Genomic DNA, 21981 nt, shown 5'->3' on the forward strand with positions numbered 1-21981 from the left:
TAATATATTTAATGGTTTTATCTGTCTTTCATCAATCTTCTGTCGCCTTTGAAAAGTTCTTTTACTTTTTCATCGGGGTCATAGTCTTTATATTGTTTCTGAGTCTCTTGCAGCAGTTGCATCAACTCATTCCGTTTTTCGGCATATTCCGGTTTGTCGAACACGTTGTTCATTTCGCGCGGGTCGGCTTTCATGTCATACATTTCCCATTCGTCGATGTCGTTGTAGAAGTGTATCAGTTTGAAGTCTTGCGTGCGGATGCCGTAGTGGCGCTTCACCGAGTGCTCTGCCGGATATTCATAATAGTGATAGTAGGCAGCCTTACGCCAATCGGCGGGCGTGTTGCCTTCATTCTCCAATACGGTTTTCAGGGAAGTGCCCTGGATGTCTTCGGGGATGTCCACACCGGCAAAATCAAGGAAAGTGGGAGCGAAGTCCACATTCATGCAGATGGCATTGCTTGTGCTGCCCGCCTTGATGGCTTTGGGGTAGCGGATGATAAGCGGCATGCGCTGGCACTCTTCGTACATGAAACGTTTGTCGAACCAACCGTGCTCGCCGAGGAAGAATCCCTGGTCGGAAGTGTAGACAATGATTGTGTTGTCCAGTTCGCCGTTTTTCTCCAGGTAGTTCAGCAGGCGGCCGATATTCTCGTCTACGGACAATACGGTAGCCAAGTAGTCGCGCATGTATTGCTGGTATTTCCAGCTGATCAACGCTTTGCCTTTCAGGTCGCCCTTGCGATATTCGGCAATGCGTTGTGCGTACACTGAATCCCATTTGTCCTGTACATCGGCAGGCATACGTTTGTACACGCTGTAGAGGCGGTTGGTGGTATCTTTCAGCATCTCTTCGCGGGTCAGCAGTTTCAAGTCCCAGTCGTTGGTCAGGGTATGTTCGATGGACATATCCTGTTCGTGGGCGGCCCTGCCGCGTCTTTCGTAGTCGTCAAACAGATTGGGGGGCTCCGGAAATGTGGTATTGTTGAATATGCCCAAATGGCGCGGAGCCGGCATCCAGTTGCGGTGCGGGGCTTTCTGGTGATACATCATGCAGAACGGCTTGCTCTTGTCCCTGCCTTCCAGGAATTTGATAGCCTTGTCTGTGATGATGTCTGTGGCATAGCCTTTCTCCACGATATGCTTGCCGTCTTCCCAGAAATCGGGGTCGTAATAATCTCCCTGTTCATGCTGTCCGCTAAGAATGCTCCAGTAGTCGAAACCCTGCGGTTCGCTGATAAGGTGCCACTTGCCAATCATGGCAGTCTGGTAGCCTGCTTGTTGGAGCAACTTGGGGAATGTCTGCTGGTCGCCGTTGAATGTGCTTGCATTGTCCGTAAAGCCGTTTTCGTGGCTGAACTTGCCGGTGAGGATACATGCACGCGACGGTCCCGAAAGCGCATTGACGGCATAGCAGTTGTCCATGCGGATGCCTTCACCGGCTATACGGTCCATATTGGGAGTTTGCAGGAGATTGCCACCGTAGCAAGACATGGCTTGTGTAGTATGGTCGTCCGTCATCATGAAGATAATGTTCGGACGCCTGGACTCTTCTTTTTGCTGCCCGGCGCAAGAGGCAAGGCTTAACGTAGCTAACGGAAGAAGCAGATTAGGAAGATTATTTTTCATAATATATAAAATTTTTAGTAGAGGAGGTTACAAGAGACGGGTTGACAAGGGGAATACCTTGTAGGCTTGTCAACCCGCCAACTTGTTTGCTGCATTTATAATTTATAATTCAAAGACTGTTTCTTGCCATTTACTTTCACTTCCACTTCCAGTCCGTTTTCATTGAATGCTTTGTTCTTGAACTTGGCAGATAGCTGGGGGGCATCCGCACTGTTCTTTATCGGACAGATAACAGTGATGTAGCGTACGGCATCTTCGCTCTCTTTCTTTGCATTGAAAGAGACGTTCATGCGGTTATAGCGCTTGCGGTAAGCGGTAGAGCACCAACCCGGTTCTTTTTTCATCGTCATGCCTTCCGGACCGAAGCATTGCAGCTTCATGTTGCTTCCCTCCTCAAACTGAGTGACGAAAGTCATGTCTTCGCGGCTGTTGGCGATTTTGCCTTTCGGCATCTGGTAGTGCAGGTTGACGGAACCCTTCTGGCTTCCTGTCATTTCGTCTACGATTACGAAATAGCTGTTGTCTACAAAGAATACGGAACGACGGTGCTTCAGGTTCTTGTAGCTCGGGTTTTCGGTAACCAATATCTGTACGTTGCCTTCCGGTTGCCACAGTCTGGTTACGGATTCCGTCTGGTCCAGATTCTTGTTGTTCAGCGTTACGGTGTTGTGCACGCAAGTCTGGCGGTGCCAGTTGCGTTGTTCCATTACTTCACCCTCGCCGGCATATACATACGAGCCGGAGTCGGGGAAGAGGTTCTTGCCGTTAAACCAGAGTTCGAACGTGCCGTTGTCCGGCTGGCAGTGCCAGAATGCTTTCGGACCTGCCTTCACAACCATTTGCATAGCATCCGTTCCCCAGGAGTTGCGGAACACGAAGAAGCCCGATTTCAGGAAACCTTTGGAGAGGTAGTCGGGCAATGCGCCTTCCTTGCCATCCGTTGCCAGGTACTTGATAAACTGGTTCTTCGGGAACATCTTGCTCCAGCTGCGGTAGTTCTTCAACATCTCTTTCTTGTCGGTGAGCTTGGCATCGCTGAAACACGGGTTGGTGTAGTCGGGGAAGGAAACATTGGCATAGAACACAATCATTTTCTCAATCGTATCCAGGTATTCCTGCGGGAACTCGTTGCGGAAACCGTTCAGGTCGGCAATGTTCAGGGCTTTGCAGAAGATGTTGATTGCCGCAAGGTGATAGTGCGGGTCGAGTTCGAATTGTCCGCCATCGTTGTACACCTGTACGTTGATTTCACGGTTCATGATGTCGATGCCGCTCTTTCTCCATGCCGCCGCCTCTTTGAATTCGGGGAAGAAGGCACCGGCATAAATCATGCGTTGCGCTTCGAACAGCAGATGGTTGCCTTGCTTGGAATAGTTGCCCAAGATGTGGATGGCATGCTTGTGATAGTTCACAAGGAACTCGGTCAGGAATTCCGGCGTGAAAGATGGAGACGACAGGAACAGCTGGAATTGCGAAGTCTGGTCCTGCAGGCGGTGGCTCACCTCCAGCGGGCGCCATGCAAAGCGTGCATTCTCGGCATCCTCCTTCAACTGGCTGTTGCCGGTCATTTCATACTCTTGCTTGTCTACCTTTACCAACGGGTTCTTCTTGACCCAGTCGATATACTGCTTGGTCCATTCCGCGGCATATTTCTCGTCGCCGCTCACACGGTAAGCCTTACCCATGGGGGTAAACCATTTGTGGCGGTGCAGCTGCCAGCGCAGTTCGTTGTCTTTCACTGGCCAGTGCTTCCAGTTGATGTCCTCGCCATAGTTGAACGACGGTTGGTAACCCTTGTGCGCGAAGAATGTATGCTGCAAGGCTTCGTCCGCCATCTTCTGTTCGTCCTTGCCGATGGTCACCTTTTTTAGGTTGATGTCGGGAGTCTTCACATTGGTACGTGCGCGGTAGTAGTCGAGTAGTGCCTTGGCGGCATCGGCATCTTTACCCTGCTGATGCAAAGTCTTTACCTTCTCCAGCCCGGGATAATCCAGGTTGAGGAGCGTGAAAGCTTCGGTTTTCAACTCCTGGGCGTTTGCTTTTCCGACGAAGCAGGCAAGCGCCAGCAGGATGATATATCTGAAACTCTTATTCATAATGTTTTTCTATTTGCTGTTAGGGGATATTAGAGGTTCTTGTAGCTGATACCTTTCAGGTCCATGAAGCGCTTCAAGCCTTCCATGTAGTAATAATCCGCATAGTTCAGCGGGGTATCTATTTCCGAACCGTTAGGCAATGAACCGGTAGAGTGCATCAGTATAAAGCCCTGGTTTTCGCCCACCTTTGCCAGATAAGCGTCACCCGACAAGTTCTTCAGGATTTTCTCTGCATAGTCCAAATACTTCTTTCCGTCGGGCAGCATGGTGCTCAGTTCCACCAGTGCGGAAGCGGTTATGGCAGCGGCAGAAGCATCGCGCGGAGTCTCTTCGGCCACGGGAGCGTTGTAATCCCAGTAAGGAATGGCGTCGTCCGTCTTGACATGGTCCATAATCATGTCTGCCACTTTCACGGCAAAGTTCAGGAAAACAGTGTCTTGCGTTTCGCGGTAGCAGGAAGTATAGCCGTATACCGCCCATGCCTGTCCGCGTGCCCATGAAGAGTCGTCGTTCTTGCCCTGGAATGTCTGCTTCTTTTCTACCGTGCCGTCGTTGTTGTAGCTCACTACGTGCCAGCAGGTGTAGTCCGGACGGAAGTGGTTGTGCATGGTAGTCATGGCATGCTTCACGGCAAGTTCCTTGTAAGCGTTGTTTCCGGTAGCTTTCGCCACGTTGAACAGCAGGTCCAGGTTCATCATGTTGTCAATGATGACGGGGAAGTTCCAGGTACCGAAGTCCCACGAACGGATAGCCGAGATAGAGTCGTTGAAGCGTCCGCACAGGTTGTCGGCAGTCTCTTGCATTACGGCGGCAATGGTGTCGTTAGGAGCCAGGCGTTTTGCATTGCCATAGCTGCAGTTCACCATGAAGCCCAAGTCGTGCGTGCCGGTATAGTAACGTACTGGGTTCAGCAGGTTGGTGTATTGAATGGCCCATGTTTTCAGCGTGTCGTTGCCTGTCAGTTCGTAGGCATACCATAAAGAACCCGGATAGAAACCGCTGGTCCAGTCGTAAACGCTGCATAAGCGGCGGTTGCCCAACTGTTCGGCTGTGGGTTGTGCGCGCAGTGAATCTTTAAAGGTCGATGAGTCTCTTTCCAACTGGCGGCACAAGAAATCCATATCGTAGCCTGTGCGGATGGAGCGCGGCAACATATTGGTGGATGAGATTTCTTCTGCGGTCAGTTGCAGTTGTGCGGAAGCTACGTCCAGTCCTTTTTTAATCCAGCTGTAGTCTTCTTTAGGTTGTGTTTGGCATGATGCGAACGTCAGTGCACCCAAAGCTAAGAGAACAAGGTTTTTCTTCATGTTATTTGTCTTTAAATGTGATTGATTTTAGTAGAGTTTGTAACGAAAGCAAAGCTAACGGATTTTTTATGGTTCTTATGATAAGAATGTTGAAAAGGCGATAAATCCGCGTCTTTTGAATGTCACTTTTGTTGAAAAGAGTTTAGATATTCTCCAATACACCCCTTTCCGGGGCATATTGGAGAAATATTCGGGGGGAAAAATTACCACTTCGGGTTTTGTTTGAACTGGCTGCACAAGTCCATTTCGCGTTGCGGGATGGGCATCAGTTCGTGCTTGCCTTTTTCGGTGTAGTCGTATACTACATAGTTGGGTTTGGGAAGATCATTTGTCGGAATCCACCAGTCGACTAATTTGTCGTATGTTTCCTGAATGGTTTCATAGTAGATGCCCCAGCGCACCAGGTCAAGACGGCGATGTCCTTCGAAAGCAAGTTCATAGGCACGTTCTTTCTGGATGGCTTTCCGGAAATCGGTTTGGTCCATACCTTCCGGCAGCTGATAGTTTCCGGTATTGCCGTATCCGCGTTTGCGGACCTTGTTGATGGCTGCGTAAGCGTCTGTAGTCGGACCGCCTTTCCATTCGTTCAAGGCTTCCGCATAGAGCAACAATACATCCGCATAGCGCAACACATACCAGTTGACAGTTGATTTGTCATTGTTGATGAAAGGAATATTTTCCATATATCTATCAATGTCCCACTTTGCCGGCGTGTATGTTTGTTTGGCTTTTTGAGATTTTTCAGGATCCAAGTCTTTGCTTAATGCGGTAGCTGCATTATCGGCTGGAATGCTGGCTGCCAAATAGAAGTCACCTTTATAGACTATATTGTTTTTGTTGTCATTATGTCCATGCTTATAGTTGGCAATAGATATATTTTGGCGTCTGTCAGGGCTTATGCCGTTTTCCGGATTCGGCTCGGCATCAGTTCTCCAGTCAAGTACGAATGAATGTACAACCTGTACATTAGCTGCACAACTTCCGCTCTTACCGGCTTGAACTGTTGTTTTCACTCCGTTCCATTTACCGATACGCCCTACAGGGTCGCTACCGCCTGAATAAGTAGGAGAGTAGAATGATACTTCAATCAAACTTTCTTCCGGGTTCCAGATACCGTTACAAGTGTTTCTCCATAATTGTGTGTAATCGTCCAATAAGTCGTGCTTGCCCGATTCCACCAAGATACGTGCGGTTTTTGCAGCGGCTTCCCACTTGCTGGCGTCTTGCAGAGGATAGCCCGCCCAAGTGGCGTACACTTTAGTGAGCAATCCCAAGGCTGCACCTTTGGAAAAACGGTAGGAGTTATCGCTACGGTAGTCCGGTTCTGTAGAATACGGCAGAATGTCGCAAGCATACAGCAGGTCTTCTTCAATAAACTTATATACATCCACCGGGTCTGCCTGTACAAAAGTACTTGGATGTTGGTCGGACATCGCCGTGCTGGTCATCAACGGAATATTACCCCAACGACGCACCAACTCGAAGTAATACAATGCTCTCAGAGCTCTTGCTTCGGCTATGTATATAGTGGCAAGTCTCTTGTCTGCTTCATTATACGACTCCATTTTCACAGAAACACGTTCCAGAAAATCATTGGCATTATAGATGCCGGAATAGAGTGAAGACCAGGAACTTTGTACCTCCGCCTGCGAAGTGGGGTAGGCATTGGTAGGAAGAATACGGAAATTCTCTGTACTGCTTCCTTCCACTTGTGAAAGGTCAGTACCCATGGAGAAATAGATGGAAAGGTTATAGCCATACATACCATCTTCTATGGTGGAGCGATACACACCGAGCAATACATCTTGTGCCTCTTTGGCATTATTCATGTATTTGTTCTTCTCTACTTCGGTGTTGCTTTCTTCTTCCAACGAACACGCGGCAGGAAGAAGGCATAAAGCTAAAATTCCTATATAGTATATAAACTTTTTCATGTTATCTTTATTTTATGAATTAGAATTGAAGGTCAAGTCCCACTGTAAATACTCGGCTCTTAGGATAAGCACCCCAGTCCAATCCCGGCATCATCGGGCTGTTCAGACTGTTCACTTCAGGATCATAGCCGCTGTAGTTGTTCAGGCAGAACAGGTTCTGACCACTGACGTAAACACGGAGTCGTGAAGCATGGAATTTGCCGGTCCACTTTTTCGGCAGGGTATATCCCAGCGTCAGGTTTTTCAGGCGCAGGAACGAACCGTCTTCCACAAAACGTGAGTACACATCGTTAGTAATGTAACCATCGTATGCCGGAACTAAGCTGGAAGCATTGGTAGGACTCCAACGGTCTGCCACTTCGGCAAGCATGTTGCGGCGACCGCTGCGGCTCTGTGTAGCATAGAGGCGGGTGGCGTTGTAAACGTCGTTGCCGTAGTTGAACTGGAACATAAAGCTCAGGTCGATGCCTTTGTATTCGAACGTATTGGTGATACCGCCGAACCACTTGGGCATGGCGTTGCCGATTACGGTACGGTCGTTGGTCGTGATGTCTCCGTCGCCGTCTATATCTTTGTACTTCACGACACCGGGACGTGCGCCTACCACTTTGTCTTTGCTGTAGCGTGAGTTTTGGGTAATGCCCGGCTTCAATATCAGGTTACCGTTAGTGTCGGTATAGAAATCATCATTCTGGTAAACACCGTCGAATTCATAACCGTAAATCAAACCCAGCGACTCGCCCACTTTGGCAATGTAGTCGTAGCCGGTAAAGTTGCTGTCGAAACCGGAACGTGCATACATGTGGCTGGCACCGTCCGCCAATGCTTTCAGTTCATTGCGGATGAATGAGATATTGAAACTGGTGTTCCATGTAAAGGCTTTCGTCTGTATGTTGGTCGATGAAAGGCTCAATTCGATACCCTTGTTCTGGATTTTACCGATGTTCTGCCATTGCGAGGAGAAACCTGTGGCTTGTGCCAGCGATTGTGCCAGCAGCAGGTCTTTGGTGTTCTTGATGAAGAAGTCGGCAGTAACGTTCAGGCGGTTTTCGAAGAAGCCTAAGTCCAAACCTAAGTTGACGGAGCTTGAACCTTCCCATTTCAGGTTGGAGTTCTTCAGCTGCTTCGGGGTTAGTACGGTCACTGTATTATTGCCGATACCGAATTTGCTGTCCGCATACAAGTCCATAGAGAGGTAGTTGCTGATGCGGTCGTTACCCACGATACCCCAACCGAAACGTACTTTGAAGTTGGACAGCCATCTGAGGTCTTTCATGAAAGCCTCTTCCGATACACGCCATGCGGCAGAGAACGAGGGGAAGAAACCCCATTTGTTCTTGTTGGAGAATACGGTAGAACCGTCGGTACGCACCGTAGCTGTCAGCAGGTAGCGGTTGTCGTAGTTGTAGTTGGCACGCGCAAAGAACGAGAGCAGCGTCTTGTCATAATAGTTCGTGTTCACTTTACTCGGAGTGGCTCCCAAACCTAAATTGTCGTTGCCCAAGTTGTCGAACGGGAAGTCCATGGCTTCGCCGAGCAGGTACTCGCTGCTTCTGAAAGAGACTTCATGAGCCAGCATCACATCGTAGTTATGCTTTTTCACTTTGTCTTTCCAAGTCAGCGTGTTTGTATTGGTCCAGCGCACATCGCGTCCCATTTGTGTGCGTCCGTAAGGTTTCTCGCCGTTACGGTAAGCCTCTTTCGAGCCGTCTTTATAGAATATGTCCGTACGGTTATTGGTAGTATTGTAAGAACCGCTGGTTTTGAAAGTCAGTCCTTTGACAATCTGCCAGTTTACGGAAGCGTTTGCCGACCACATTTCGGCACGTTTGTCATTCGTCACCGATTCTGCCTGCTTCACGGGGTTCACCTGTGCCAAGCTTTCGCCCGAACTCAGCATTTCGGGGTCGATAGCGGCGTCCAGCAGTTCTTCGTTTGTCATCTTCAAGCCGCCGGTAGGGCGTGCGCTCAATATCTGTGCCAACATGTTGAAACGGCCGGAGTCACCGGATGTACCTACACCTTGGCGATTGGTCATGGCGTAGTTCACTGTGAGGTTGAAAGAGAGTTTCTTGTTGATTTTCTGATCCAAACGGAACTTGGCGGTGGTTCTGTCGAAACCGCTGTTCTTGAAGATACCGTTTTCCACGTAGCGCGAAAGCGAACCGTTGTACTTGGTGTTGTCCGTACCGCCCATGATAGTCACGTTGTGGTCTTGAGACCATGTGGGGTTGAATGTTTCACCTTGCCAGTCTACTCCGACCACACCGATATAGTCGTCGAGTGTCTGGTATTTGTAAGGAACGCCGTCTTCATCCTCTCCTTCTTTGAAGTAAGTACTGCTGTAATTGCTATTAACCTCTCCTTGTAATCTTACAAACTCATACGGAGAAAGCAAATCCAGCGTCTTCGAGATTTTACGGTAAGTGGCAGAGCCGTTGTAAGAAATGGTAGTCTTGCCTACTTTAGCCGATTTGGTAGTAATCAATACCACACCGTTGGCGGCACGTGCACCGTAGATAGCCGAAGAAGAAGCGTCTTTCAGTACTTCTACGGATTCGATATCCGAACCGGAGAGGTGGTCGATGCTCGAAACTTCAAAACCGTCCACGATGTAGAGCGGAGAAGCGTCACCCGTTAATGTTCCTACACCACGGATGCTGATGTTGAAGCCTGCACCCGGAGTACCGTCGGTAGAGGTGATTTGCACACCGGCAATCTGACCTCCCAGTGCTCCAGCTATGGAACTGGTTTGGTATCCTTCGATGTCCTTGGCGGCAACGGAAGCTACCGAACCGGTCAAGTCGCTTTTCTTCATCGTGCCGTAGCCCACTACGACCACTTCGTCCAGCGTCTTGCTGTCGGGAGTCAGTTGGACGGTTATCTGCGTTTTGCCTTGCAGACGTACTTCTTGTGTCAGGTAGCCGATGTAGCTCACTACCAAGGTAGCGTTTTTCTTGGCTTTCAGGGTGAAATTACCGTCCAGGTCGGCGGCGGCACCTGTAGTTTCGCCTTTCACCTGTACGGTGGCACCAATCAGCGGCTCTTGGTTTTCATCGAGCACAGTTCCTTTTATTGTCACACCTTGCGCAAAGGTGATGATGGAGACAAGGAGAGCTAAGAGGGTAATGTACCCTCTTTTGCTCAGTGTATGATATGTTGGTTTATACATAATTGTATTATCTTTTAGTATTATTCAAAATTTTCATCAAGCCAAAGAATAAGCGGATATTGCGTGGTAACGCGAGTATTTGTTTCAAGATTCTTTGGTGCGTTTTCTATAGTAAATCTTGTACTACCCAAGATAGCTCCATATGGATATTTCCCATCAGCTGCTTTCCATACATCCGGATTAATTACTATTTGATGGTCATCGGCATTAATATATAGAGCTTTAATACTTTGTTTATCAGGTACACCATTAACTTGATCATAGTAACGGAATGGAGAGTTGGTTGTTGTAGCAACACCCATATTACTCCAAATCTGATTTAACAAAGTATTGTCAGATCTATCTCCTGTTATATGCTTTTCATTATCATCCAAATTACAATAGGTAAAATCGTCTCTATAATCCCAAATGAAAGTAGATTGGTATGCATCTAAAACATCTTTCCACATACTATAATTCGTCTGTACGCCATTAACATCGCTGGCTCCAATAGTGTGCATTTCTGCTGTAAACGAAGCACATTTGCCTGTTTTAGGATTAACTTTTACAACGAATGGTGTACAAAGTAATGTATAGTTAAGTTTATCTTTTGTTTCTGTGATTATTGGATATGCAATCGAACCCGGTTTAGGTGTACTAATGAAAATAGGTATGTTTCTACTTACAGTAGGTGCATTATTTCCACTGGCTGTAACTTTGATTTGGAAAACACAACCTTTAGCATTGTTGGAACCATCTGCAAAGTTTTTCTTTGCGGTTAAGTTCGTGAAATAAATAGTTCCGTCTTCTTTTATTTCTGCTCCTTTAATAATGTTTGGATGACCTATATAGTTATCTTTTATTATCTTATATGTAAACGTTGCAGTTGTACCTTCTTTAGCCATTTGTATTTTTTGAAGAGGGATATCCCGAACATCTCTACCTTGAATATACCGGAATTGATTTCGGTTTTCTGCTTTGGTTTCCTCAATAGTTTCTGTTGAAATAGGAATTGTTTTGTTTTTTCCCTCATTAATGGTAATTACGTTCTCAATATTCGTCCCCCAACTTACATACGTAAAGTCATTCGGATTTTCGAGCACCGTTACAGAAAGCGCTTTCACCACCCCTTCTTCATTCTTCTTATTGGTAACCTTAACCATAATGTCATGAGTAGCTGCACTCAGCGTATGTGTATCAGCAATGGAGATTGCACCGTTGCCGCTATTCAGCGTGATGACACCCGCTGCGATCTGCGCTTTCACCTCTTCACTGTTGGCTTCATCGAACGCGAACGTTACGGCGCCGCCTACAAATCCTTCATCAGGCTTCTGTTCGTCAACCTTGCCACCCAGCTGATAGAGTTTGTCTATAGCCGTATAGTGGAACTTGTCGGCATCGATAGGTTCGATGAAAGCCACAATGCTGGCAGCGTAAGCTGCTTCGAAATCCTGGGAACCGTGGATGTTGCTTACAGTGATGGTAAACACATAAGGTTCGGTGCTTACAGGAAGTGTGTGTCCTGCCGGCAAGCTGATTTGTCCGGTAGTTTCGTCAATGACGAAAGCGGATGATTCGGGAGTGACGGATTTGATGGCAAACTTTACTCCTTCTTGTGAACCGCCTACTGTGGGCACGGGCGATTTGCCTTCCTGTCCGGTCTCGAAGAGGTCGGGCAATGCGCTCTGTTCGGCATAGAACAGGTTGCGCGGGCGGGCAATGACTTTGAACGTCACGGCATTGGCATACAGGTGTTCGCCGGCTTTGGTAGTCAGTTTCAGGTCGAGCGTGTATTCGCCTGCAGGCAGCTGCTCTTCCGTGACTCCCGATTTGATGGAGATTTTTCCGTCTCCGTTTATGGCGAAATATTGGCTGTAGGGTTTGCTTTCGTCTTGTGCAAAAGCATAGCCGGTGATTGTGACATGCTTGTCGGCTTCGGTAGATACTTGAGAAGTGGCTGTTTTTGCCCAGTTCTCTTCATCCAGGTTCACCGTGACTTCTGCCGGCTCCACCGTTATGCCTTCGGGCACGGCAAGCAGCATGTTTACCTGTATGGCATCTTCGAAGTCGAAGAACTTGCCATTGGAGTAGCAGCCTACGCTGATGCTGTAAAGACCTGCAGACATTGCCTCTGTGTTCTGGATGGCGATGGCTCCTGTCTCCGGGTCGATGACGAAATTATCGGCATTGGTGAAGGCTTCGTCATTAAGCGTAACCTTCGTAATTGTAAAATCGTAGGGAGCGCTACCCTTATAGGACGGTGCCTGTAAAGAATAGGACATGCTGGGACCTATATCCGTCACACCGTAGTAGTGGAGAATAAATCCCGTAGAGTCTGTGGTCTCTGTCTTGTCGCAGGAGACGCAGAACATTGCCAGTGCGGCTATCACGGACAGGCGCAGCAGGCTGAATGTGCTTAACAATTTAGATTTCATATTCTGAAAGTTATTGGTTTGTTATAATGTGTAAGATAGATTATATGCGGATCCATTGATCGTCACCTTCACGGAAGCGCCATTGGCATTGTAGCCTTCGTCTGTAAATTCGGCTTCGATGTCTTGTGCGTTTGTGTCTCCACAAGGCAGGATGACGGTGATGAAACGTACCGTCTCATCGGCTGCTTTCTGCTTCTTGATGCGGTATGATTTGCGTTCGTCATAGCCCGTGGCAGGTTTTGAATCGAAAGCGACTCTTCCTGTGAAACCCTCGAAAGTGAAGTCGTCGACGGGGAAAGTACGTACCACGATGTTGTTGCCGTCTGCAAATGTGGTGTGTGCACCCATCTTGTCGGCATCATATTCTACGTCTTCTGTATTTCTGCAAAGATTGAAACTTAAGTTGGCAGAACCGGTTGCTGCACCGATGCCTTCGTCCACCAGCACAAAGAAACTCTTGTTTACGTAGAACACGGCACGGCGGTGCTTCATGTCGTCGTAACCTTGGTTTTCGAACACAAGCGTTTCGGTGTTGTTCTTGCTTTCCGCTTTCAGCAATTTGCCTTCGGCTTTGGTGATGTTCTTATTGCCAAGCGACAGGGTGTTGTGCTTGTCTATACCGCGGAACCAGTAACGGAACTCCTGTATCTCCTTGTCGGTGCTTTCGTAAGTGTATACGCCTGAGTCGGGGAAGAAATTGCGCTTGTTGATGTAAAGCTCGAAAGTACCGTTGTCCGCCTGGTTGTGGCTCCATGATTTTAAGCTGTTTGACACATCGTTGAATTTGTTGTTGCTGAAAATCATTACCGTAGACGATGGTTCCCAGCCGTTGCGCAGGATGTAGAAACCGGCATCTTCGAACAGCTTCATTTCATTGCCGGGAGTCTTTCCCTGGGCTGCGCCGTTGTTGCCGGCAGTTGCCATGTATTTGAACTCTTCGCTGTCGGGGAACATGCTGGCATATAGCTTGAAGTTGTTTGTCATCGTGCTGCGGCCGCGGTTCCATGAGTCGTTGAACATCGGCACGATTTGGTCTATTTCGGCAGGAGTGCCTTTGCTGGTGCCTGCGGCGAAGTAGTTGGGGTAGGTGAAGTGCATTACCACTTCGGCGGCTTTGCGGAGCGATTCCTTGAAGTCTACCGCCATGTTGTTGGCATTGGCAAGTTTCATGGCTTCGTTGAAGTCTGCGATAGCCGCTATATGATAATGCAGGGAGAACTCCTTGTGCCAGCCGTCTGCAAGGAACTGCTCGATTTGCGTGTTCAGAATTTTGTAACCTTCGTTCTTCCACGTTTCCGCATTCTTGAATTCAGGCATCAGGATGCCGGCAGTTGCCAGTGCATTGGCCTGTGTGACGAGAATATTGCCGTCTCTGTACGGATATGCTGCCAGGAAATCGGCATGTTCGCTGAATGAAGCCAGGAATGTAGTGAGCCATTCGGGGGTGAAGTTGGACGAGATTTTGTAGTAGTCCAACAGCTGCACTTGGTCGAGCACGCGTGTAGCTGCCTGCAATTGCCACCAGGGACCCTCGTCCGTAGGACCAGCTTCGGGTTTCGGGTTCTGTGCAATCCAGTCGCTATATACTTCAATCCAGGAGTTGATATATTTCTCGTCACGAGTGGTGCGGTATACCTTTGCCTGCGGTATGAACCATTGGTGGCGGTGCAGTTGCTTCTGGTATTCGGCGTTGGTGCCTTTGGGGGTGATTGTCCAATTGATGGCTCCCGCTTTTCCTACGGAGTAGGGCAGTCCTGTATCGGCATTCTCGAGCTGCCCGTTCACATAGAAGCGGTATTCCAGCGCGTAGTCTGCTTTGGATTTATCAGCATCGGTATAAGTTACATCTACTAATGAGAGATTGGGATTTTCCACGTTAGTACGTGTGCGGTAGTACTCCAGCAAAGCACTTGCGGCAAGGTAATTCTCGCCTGCCTCATAATATTGCTTCACTTTTTCCAGTCCCGGATAGTCAAGGTTCAGTTGGTCGAAAATGGCAGCGTTCAATTCTGCATTTTCTTTGTTTTCGGGGGTCAGCTCCGGACTGATGTTTCCGCCTGTTGCGAAGTCTTCTTCATCGTCAACACATCCGGAGAATGCAAATAATGCGAACAAACAAATAAAAAGAGTGTTCTTCATACTTAAGTTGTTTTTTATTAGTAATAGTTTATAATTTCCCGATGCAAATATATTACATTGATATCTAAGCGATATTCTGTCTTGTTTTTGCTTTTATAGAAATCCGAATTTTATTATCAAATTTGTTGAATAAAATATCAGATTTGTTTAAAGGGATTGCGCAGGGCGCTTCTGTAGGGGGTGGATGGGGAGCACCGGATGAAAGCACTGTGTATACTCTCCCGAAACTTAAAACATCGCTTGGAAACGAGGAATAGGCATAATCTTGTTTCGGTTAAATTCTGTACACTATTTATTGTGTAGCAATAAAGTAGTTTTTTTACTTATTAAAATTCATGACTATGGCTATAATAATCAATGGTAACTATATAGTTGTCTTACAGTGTAAATCTTTTTAAGCAGCAAAGCCCTCTATAAGCATTGTGATTGTTTATAGAGGGCTTTGCTATATGTAAGGCAGTATAAGTTACCTGATAATTTGAACAAGTATGTATCTATGAAACTGTTTTTCTCAGTCCTAATTCAAATAATATCTTTTCAAAATGAGGTTTATATATTTCTGGTGTATCATCACTTTTATACATAGCATAAATCAAATCTTCATATTCAGTGTCATTCAGTTTACAAACAATAACAGGTGATTGGAAATTTGATAGAAGTTCTGTTTGATTTCCTTCCTTAAAACAATAATCAAAGCGTATGACTGTTTGAAGCGGGAAATAGAAATCCTTGTTCTTCGGTGTGATCCCTACACATACATCCGGTAAAAAGACATAAGAAATAATTTCTTTTTTTTCATTTTGGATAATCCCGTGTTTTATTTGTTCCGATGGTACTCCGGCACGTTTCTGCGATGTAGTGAAACAAGCAATTATATTCAATTCTTCACTTCGATACAAAGAAATCAAATATTTATATTTGGGTGGATTGGTGTTTTTGCAAAAACCTCGAATCACATTTTGTGGTGATAACATTGTTTATTGGATTAACACATGATAGCAATTTCATAAGCATCATTGTAAACGCTCATCTTTTCATCATCTTTTTGTAATAAATCCATTAAATTCAATTCTATATCAGAACAACCATTGGAAGATTTGAAATTCGGATTGTATTTTTTCTTTGCTATATCCCATAACCCGCCTGGCCTATGTGTAATGTCTGATAATTCATCTGCAGATAAACTTCCGTATTTATGGATAATAGCATCTATTAATTTCAGTTCTTTTTTACTGAACTGAAGCGCACTCTCTTTCTCATTTATAGATGGAGTAACGATAACCTTTTCTTCTCTATTTCTATGTATGTTGATATATTTAGAAAAATTTCCCCCATTTTGTTTTATATCATAGATACATGGAGCGACAGGACCTTTTTCCCATACATAATATGTTAGCCAAGTTACGGATAATCCTCGTGAAGATACTGATTCTTCATCTATTAAATAGACTAATTTAATTAGTTTTCTAAGATTTATATCCTTGACCTTAGATGATATATAGGCTAATAGATTTCCGATTTTTGAGATATTCATGCTCTTGTTTTTTTTTATAAAATGGTATAAACAATTTATCAGTTAACCATTGTAAAATAATTATTTATGATGCAAAGATAGTGATTCTGTGAAGAAACAGAGATACTTCCAATGCCTTTTTGTGAAAAGTCAGAGATAAAAACAGGTTTTTTTTGTAAAAAGTCAGAGACGATACGGTAACATTACCCTTTCACCTTCTTTATATACTCCGTCGGCAGGCAACCCACATACTTCTTGAAGCAAGTGGCAAAATAGGACGGAGAATTGAACCCTACCATGCTGCTGACTTCCGTTACCGAATGTAGCCCGCTCTTCAATAGCTCTGTGGCTTTTTTGAACCGGACTTTGCGGATAAATTCGATGGCGGACTCTCCGGTAATGGCTTTCAGCTTGAGGTGCAGGTTGGAGCGGCTCATGTTCATCTGCTGCGCAAACTCGTCGGTAGAGAACTCAAGGTTGTCCATGTTCGCCTCTATGACGCTTATGGCACGCTTCAGCAACTCCTCGTCCATGGCGTTGAAGGTAATCTTCTCCGGTTCCACTTCCAGCGACTTGGCATACTTCTCGAGCATGTGCCGGCGCGTACGCATCGTGTTCTGTATCTTGGAGGTGAGGACGGAGAGGGCGAACGGTTTGGGGATGTAGTCGTCCGCGCCCACTTGCAGGCCTTCCAGCTGGTCCTTAATCTCGGTCTTGGCAGAGAGGATGATAACCGGAATGTGGCAGGTGCGCAGGTTCTGCTTGACGTTCTTGCATAGCTTGATGCCGTCCATCTTAGGCATCATGACGTCCGTGATGATGATGTCCGCTTCGTTGCTTTTCAGTTTTTCCAATGCCTCTTCCCCGTTTTCGGCTTCCAGAATGTTGAACAGCCCATTGAGGCCGCTGCTGAGGTAGTGGCGTATCTCCTGGTTGTCTTCCACAATGAGGATGGTGCCGCGCTTCTTGCCGCTTGTCTCGATGCTTTCGTTCTCTATCTTCTCCGTGTCTATGAAGTACATTTCTTTGGAGTTGGTGGAGTAGACCTGCTCTTCTTCCGTGGAAGTGTCCGGTCCGGTAAGCTCGGAGGCTTTATAGACGGACAGCTCCTGCGGCAGGTAGACGGAGAAGGTGCTTCCCTTGCCCTCTTCGCTCTCCAACTCGATGCGGCCGTGATGCAGGTCCACCAGGCGTTGCACCAGCGAAAGCCCGATGCCGCTTCCTATGTGCCGGCTCTCTACCTGATAGAAGCGTTCGAACACCTTGCCTTGCTTGTGGATGGGGATGCCCACGCCGGTGTCGCTCACTTGCAGCACCAGCCAGTTGTTCTCCTCTTTCAGGGTGACGGTGATACTTTTGCCGTTGTCCGTGTATTTGAAGGCGTTGGACAGGAGGTTGTTGAGAATCAGCTCCAGGTAGTTCGGGTCGAACAGTTCCTCTTTCTCTTCCAGTTCGGAATGGAACGTATAGTTTATCTGCTTGTGGCGTGCCAGCTTGTCGTAGTACAGGAAGTTCTCGCATACCAGGCGATGGGCGTTGCCTTTCTTCACCCTCAGTTCGAACACCCCGAGTTCCGCCCGGCGGTAGTCCATCAGCTGGTTCACGAGGTGCAGCAGGCGGTTGGCGTTCCGTTGGATGTATTCCAGCTGGTTGCGCGTCCAGCGGTCGCTTATCTTGCTGATGACCTCTTGCAGCGGTGCCAGAATCAGGGTGAGCGGGGTGCGCAGTTCGTGGGACATGTTGATGAAGAAACGCATCTTCATCTGGTTCATTTCTTCGCGCTGCTCCTTGTCGCGGCGCTCTATCTCGAGCTTTGCTTCCATGTTCTTGCGCAGCCAGAAGAAGCGGAATACGAAGGTGATGAAGCCGACGGAGGAGGCGAGGAACAGCAGGATTGCCCACCAGGTCTTGTACCACACGGGCAGTATCACCACCTCCAGCACGGTGGGCGTGGTGTTCCACTTGCCGTCGTTGTTGGCGGCTTTCACCAGGAAGCGGTAGGTGCCATGCGGCAGGTTGGAGTAGGACACCGTGCGGCGGTCTGTGAGGTAATACCACTCTTTGTCGTATCCGTCCAGCTTGTAGGCAAAGGTGTTGTGCTTGCCGGAGATATAGTTGGAAACGACAAACTCCAGCGAGAATGCCGTCTGCCACGATTTCAGGGTGATGCTTTCCGTGTCGCTGATGTTCTTGTCCAGGATGCCGGTCTCGTCGTCGGGGCGCACGGTCCTGTTGAAAAGCTGCAACTTGGTGATGACCACGGGCGGGGTGTAGGGGTTGTCCAGCAACAGTTCCGGGCGGAAGGTGGTGATGCCGTTGATGCCGCCGAAGTACATTTCGCCTTCGATGGTGCGGCAGCAGGAAGAGGTGTTGAACTGGTTGCTCTGCAGCCCGTCCGTCTCGGTGAAGTTGCGGAACTTCTCCGTCTCCGGATTGAAGCACGAAATGCCCCGGTTGGTACTCATCCACAAGCGGCCGTAGGAGTCTTCGAGGATGCCGTAGACCACGTTGTTGGGCAGCCCGTCGGCGGTGGTGTAACGTTTTATCCGCTTCTCTTTCTCGTTGAAACAGTAGAAGCCTTCGCGCGTGCCTACCCATATCAGCCCGTTGGCGGCTTCGTAGATGTAGTTTGTGGATGCTTTGGTTACGGTCGATTCGGGCAGGATTTCCATACGCCGTATGCTCGTGCCCTGCTGCCTGAATACGGACACCCCCTCTTCGCCGCCTATCCAAAGGCGCTTTCGGGAGTCGCGGAACAGGGTCGTGATTTGCTGGAAGCTGATGGGGACTCCATTGTCTTCGCGGGTGATGGTGGTAAAGCTGCGCGTCTCGGGGTTGAAGTGTACCAGCGCGCTCAATGTGCCCAGAAGGAAGTTGTTCTCCCCGTCGGGCAGGATGGCGTACACGTTTTCGTTCACCAACCGGCTGTTGCGCTGGTTGAAGTTCTCCATGCGGCCGCTGTTGCGGTGCAGGATGCTCAGTCCGCCGGCATGTGCGCCTATGTACACCAGCCCTCGCGGTTCGTCCACGTACACGGACTTGATGTTGTTGGAGCCGAAGCCGTCTTCGCGCTGGCTCTCCCGCAGGGCGTAGTGGCTGAATTTCCGGCTGCCGGGGACGTATAGGTTCAGCCCGCCGTCGTTGGTTCCTATCCACAAGTTTTTCTGCTTGTCTTCAACGATGCAGCTTACCACGTTGTCGCTCAGCGAATTTCTGAAAGGGATGCTCTCTATGTTCTTGAAGCGGTTGCGAATGGGGTGGTAATAGTTCAGCCCGCCGAAGTAAGTGCCCAGCCACATGCCGCCCTGCGAGTCCATGAAGATGCTGCGCACCGAGCGTTGCGACAGGCTGCCGCTCTCTACGGGATTGCTGCTGTAGGACGTGAACGAGTCGTCGGCTTCGTGGTAGATGTTGAGGTCGTTGAAAGTGCCTATCCACAAACGGTTCTGCGCGTCCAGCGCCAGCGAACGGATGTAGTTGGAGCTGATGGACTGCGGGTCGGAAGGTGAGTGCCGGTAGGTCTTCACCTCTTGGGTCTTGGGGTTGATAAGGAACAGCCCGGAGCCTTCCGTACCTGCCCAGATGCGGGTGGGAGATTGTTGGAGTATGCTTTGTATCTGTTTGCTGTCGGGAATGTAAGTGAGCTTCTCGAGCTTGTTCTGCGCGATGGAATAGCGGTATATGCCGTCCGTCGGGGTGCCGATGTAGATTTGGTCGTCGTGCCTGTACAGGGCGGATGCAATCAGCTTGTGCATCGCCGTGCCGAACGCGCCGTCGGTGAAGCGGGACGCGGCGATGTCGAACTGTGCCAGCCCCTCCGGCGTGCTGATGAGCAGCCGTTCGGGCGACAGCTCCACGATGCCGTTCACCTGCAGGTGCTTGCCGTTCTTCTCGTAGAAGAAGTTCTGGAATTTGTCTTTCTCCTCGTCGTAGCAGGACAGCCCGTCGCGGGTGCCTATCCATACGCGGCCCTTGCTGTCGGTCATGACGATGCGGGCGATGTCGTTGGCTATGCTGTTCGGGTTGTTCTCGTCGTGCTGGTAAACGGTGAATGCGTATCCGTCGTATTTGTTCACGCCGTCATACGTGGCAAACCACATGTTGCCGAGCTTGTCCTGGGCTATGGAGAATATGGTGCTCTGCGACAAACCGTCGTTGATGGAGATATAGGAAAAGTTTATCTCTTCCCGTGCTTCAGGATAAGCGTAGGAGATTCCTGTCAGACATAAAAAAAACAGGCTGATCGTTATCTTTTTGAGGATACTCATTATACCGTAAGATTTATGATGCACCAAAGATAAGCATTATCTTTCCAAATTTCTACATATTGAGGACAAATTACACAAATATGGGGTTTTCTGAAACAAATATGGGCAGGGGTGAAGGGGAACTTTCGTACTTTTGTGCGCATAATGTCAGTGATTGTGTAGTTTGGCTTTTAACTCTGGACCCGAAGGGCGATAACTCCTTCCGGCTCCCTCTGACTCCTGTAAATGAAAGAACCGTAATATGAAGTAAAATGAAGAAAAACATTTTTGTTATTTGCATTGCAATGGCAGCAGGGTGCGCGGCAACGCTCACCGCACAGACCAAAGGCGCCGGGGCATTGGTTCCCCTGACCGAACGGGTGAACGTCCAAGCCGATTCGGCGCGTATCAACCAGATTATAGACGGCTGCTGGGTGGCTGTCGGCACGAAAAAGAAGCATGCCATCCGGCGCGACTTCACTCGCCTGTTCGACGGTAAACCCTCTTACCGCTTCGAACTGCGCGAGGAAGACAACACGCTGGAAGGCTATGCCCAGGGAGAGACCAAAGGCCGTGCCGAGTTCTCTTACTGCTACGCCACGGCGGCGGACTTTGCCGCCTTGCCGGCAGACGCTTACCCGAAAGCGCAGGTTACGAAAACCGTCTATCACCACGGCAAGGGCATCTGCCCGCAGGGAGCGTCGCGCGACTACGAGTTTTCCGTATACATCCCCTCCGCACTGGATGCAAGCGTGTGCACCATCTTCGCCCAATGGCACGGCATGCCCGACCGCACGCTGGTGCAGACCCCGGAAGGCGAAGTGAAGAAAATCTCCATCGACGAGTTTGTAGAGCTGGATAAGACCACTATCTTCAAGAAAGACACCGGATACGAAAAGGTGGCAAGGCTGGACAAGCAGGGACGCCCGGTGACGGACAAAAACGGAAATCCTGTCTACAAAGCCGGCAAGAAGAACGGCTGGCTGGTGGAGCAGGGCGGCTATCCGCCGTTGGCATTCGGGTTTTCCGGCGGCTGGTTCTACATCAAGGCTAATTCGGACCGCCGCTGGCTGACCGACAAGACCGACCGCTGCAACGCAAATCCGGAAAAGACGCCGGTGATGAAGCCTGTCACCTCACGCTACAAGGCTTCCACGATAGCCTATAAGATGCCTTTTGCCGATTTTCCCAAAGATTGCTGGGTGACTTTCCGTATCCATATCGACTGGACCGTGTATGGCAAGGAGACCGAAACCATCGTGAAGCCGGGCAAACTGGATGTACGGATGGCGTATGCCGACAAGAAGAAGACCGTAGAGAAGCATATCGTGGACAACGAGGAAATCCTGATAGGGCGCAACGACGATGACGGCTATTACTTCAAGTTCGGCATCTATCGCGTGGGCAACAGCACCGTGCCGGTTTGCTATAACTTGGCGGGGTATGGGGAGTTTTGAATTATGAATTATGAATTTTGAATTTTGAATTATGGGGGGGATATGTCGGACATCCTCTCCCCAAAAAACATTTT

General features: G+C 48.6%; 11 protein-coding genes. 1 reads left to right on the top strand and 10 read right to left on the bottom strand.

Annotated elements, in window-relative coordinates; all coding sequences use genetic code 11:
* Positions 1-17 precede the first annotated feature (17 nt).
* From QZ327_RS08665 to QZ327_RS08710, 10 genes are all read right to left on the bottom strand, one after another.
* Positions 18-1628, bottom strand: coding sequence for a sulfatase (locus QZ327_RS08665; protein WP_294618674.1), 1611 nt, complete (start codon positions 1626-1628; stop codon positions 18-20).
* 95 nt (positions 1629-1723) lie between these two features.
* Positions 1724-3724 carry a heparin-sulfate lyase HepC gene (gene hepC, locus QZ327_RS08670; RefSeq protein WP_294618675.1) on the bottom strand — a complete coding sequence of 667 codons (2001 nt, stop codon included), beginning with the start codon at positions 3722-3724 and terminating at the stop codon, positions 1724-1726.
* A gap of 29 nt (positions 3725-3753) precedes the next feature.
* Positions 3754-5031, bottom strand: a complete 1278-nt coding sequence (locus tag QZ327_RS08675) for a DUF4995 domain-containing protein (protein WP_294618676.1) — start codon at positions 5029-5031, stop codon at positions 3754-3756.
* Positions 5032-5234: 203 nt separating this feature from the next.
* Positions 5235-6965 (bottom strand): RagB/SusD family nutrient uptake outer membrane protein, encoded by a 1731-nt coding sequence (locus tag QZ327_RS08680; RefSeq protein ID WP_294618677.1) that lies wholly within the window; start codon positions 6963-6965, stop codon positions 5235-5237.
* 19 nt (positions 6966-6984) lie between these two features.
* A complete protein-coding gene (locus QZ327_RS08685) occupies positions 6985-10137 on the bottom strand; it encodes a TonB-dependent receptor (protein ID WP_294618678.1) in 3153 nt (1050 codons plus the stop codon).
* 20 nt (positions 10138-10157) lie between these two features.
* Positions 10158-12551 (bottom strand): surface glycan-binding family protein, encoded by a 2394-nt coding sequence (locus QZ327_RS08690; protein ID WP_294618679.1) that lies wholly within the window; start codon positions 12549-12551, stop codon positions 10158-10160.
* Positions 12552-12572: 21 nt separating this feature from the next.
* The gene (gene hepC, locus QZ327_RS08695) at positions 12573-14690 is read right to left on the bottom strand and encodes a heparin-sulfate lyase HepC (RefSeq protein ID WP_294618680.1); all 2118 of its coding nucleotides are present in this window, start codon (positions 14688-14690) and stop codon (positions 12573-12575) included.
* Between the two features lie 494 nt (positions 14691-15184).
* Positions 15185-15664, bottom strand: a complete 480-nt coding sequence (locus tag QZ327_RS08700) for a hypothetical protein (protein ID WP_294618681.1) — start codon at positions 15662-15664, stop codon at positions 15185-15187.
* Between the two features lie 11 nt (positions 15665-15675).
* Complete coding sequence (locus QZ327_RS08705; protein ID WP_294618682.1) at positions 15676-16224, bottom strand: Panacea domain-containing protein; 549 nt, start codon at positions 16222-16224, stop codon at positions 15676-15678.
* A 182-nt stretch (positions 16225-16406) separates the two neighbouring features.
* Positions 16407-20471 carry a hybrid sensor histidine kinase/response regulator transcription factor gene (locus tag QZ327_RS08710; protein WP_294618683.1) on the bottom strand — a complete coding sequence of 1355 codons (4065 nt, stop codon included), beginning with the start codon at positions 20469-20471 and terminating at the stop codon, positions 16407-16409.
* Between the two features lie 251 nt (positions 20472-20722).
* On the opposite strand from QZ327_RS08710, the gene QZ327_RS08715 reads away from it, so the two are divergent.
* Positions 20723-21907 carry a heparin lyase I family protein gene (locus QZ327_RS08715; RefSeq protein WP_294618684.1) on the top strand — a complete coding sequence of 395 codons (1185 nt, stop codon included), beginning with the start codon at positions 20723-20725 and terminating at the stop codon, positions 21905-21907.
* Positions 21908-21981 lie beyond the last annotated feature (74 nt).

It is taken from the genome of uncultured Bacteroides sp. (genome assembly GCF_910578895.1).
Taxonomy (GTDB): Bacteria; Bacteroidota; Bacteroidia; order Bacteroidales; family Bacteroidaceae; genus Bacteroides.

Bases quoted from the DNA above. Each gene is read 5' to 3' on its own strand.
- QZ327_RS08700 (WP_294618681.1), bottom strand. From the start codon at position 15,664: ATGTTATCACCACAAAATGTGATTCGAGGTTTTTGCAAAAACACCAAT.
- hepC (WP_294618680.1), bottom strand. From the start codon at position 14,690: ATGAAGAACACTCTTTTTATTTGTTTGTTCGCATTATTTGCATTCTCC.
- QZ327_RS08680 (WP_294618677.1), bottom strand. From the start codon at position 6,965: ATGAAAAAGTTTATATACTATATAGGAATTTTAGCTTTATGCCTTCTT.
- QZ327_RS08675 (WP_294618676.1), bottom strand. From the start codon at position 5,031: ATGAAGAAAAACCTTGTTCTCTTAGCTTTGGGTGCACTGACGTTCGCA.
- QZ327_RS08705 (WP_294618682.1), bottom strand. From the start codon at position 16,224: ATGAATATCTCAAAAATCGGAAATCTATTAGCCTATATATCATCTAAG.
- QZ327_RS08715 (WP_294618684.1), top strand. From the start codon at position 20,723: ATGAAGAAAAACATTTTTGTTATTTGCATTGCAATGGCAGCAGGGTGC.
- QZ327_RS08710 (WP_294618683.1), bottom strand. From the start codon at position 20,471: ATGAGTATCCTCAAAAAGATAACGATCAGCCTGTTTTTTTTATGTCTG.
- QZ327_RS08665 (WP_294618674.1), bottom strand. From the start codon at position 1,628: ATGAAAAATAATCTTCCTAATCTGCTTCTTCCGTTAGCTACGTTAAGC.
- QZ327_RS08690 (WP_294618679.1), bottom strand. From the start codon at position 12,551: ATGAAATCTAAATTGTTAAGCACATTCAGCCTGCTGCGCCTGTCCGTG.
- QZ327_RS08685 (WP_294618678.1), bottom strand. From the start codon at position 10,137: ATGTATAAACCAACATATCATACACTGAGCAAAAGAGGGTACATTACC.
- hepC (WP_294618675.1), bottom strand. From the start codon at position 3,724: ATGAATAAGAGTTTCAGATATATCATCCTGCTGGCGCTTGCCTGCTTC.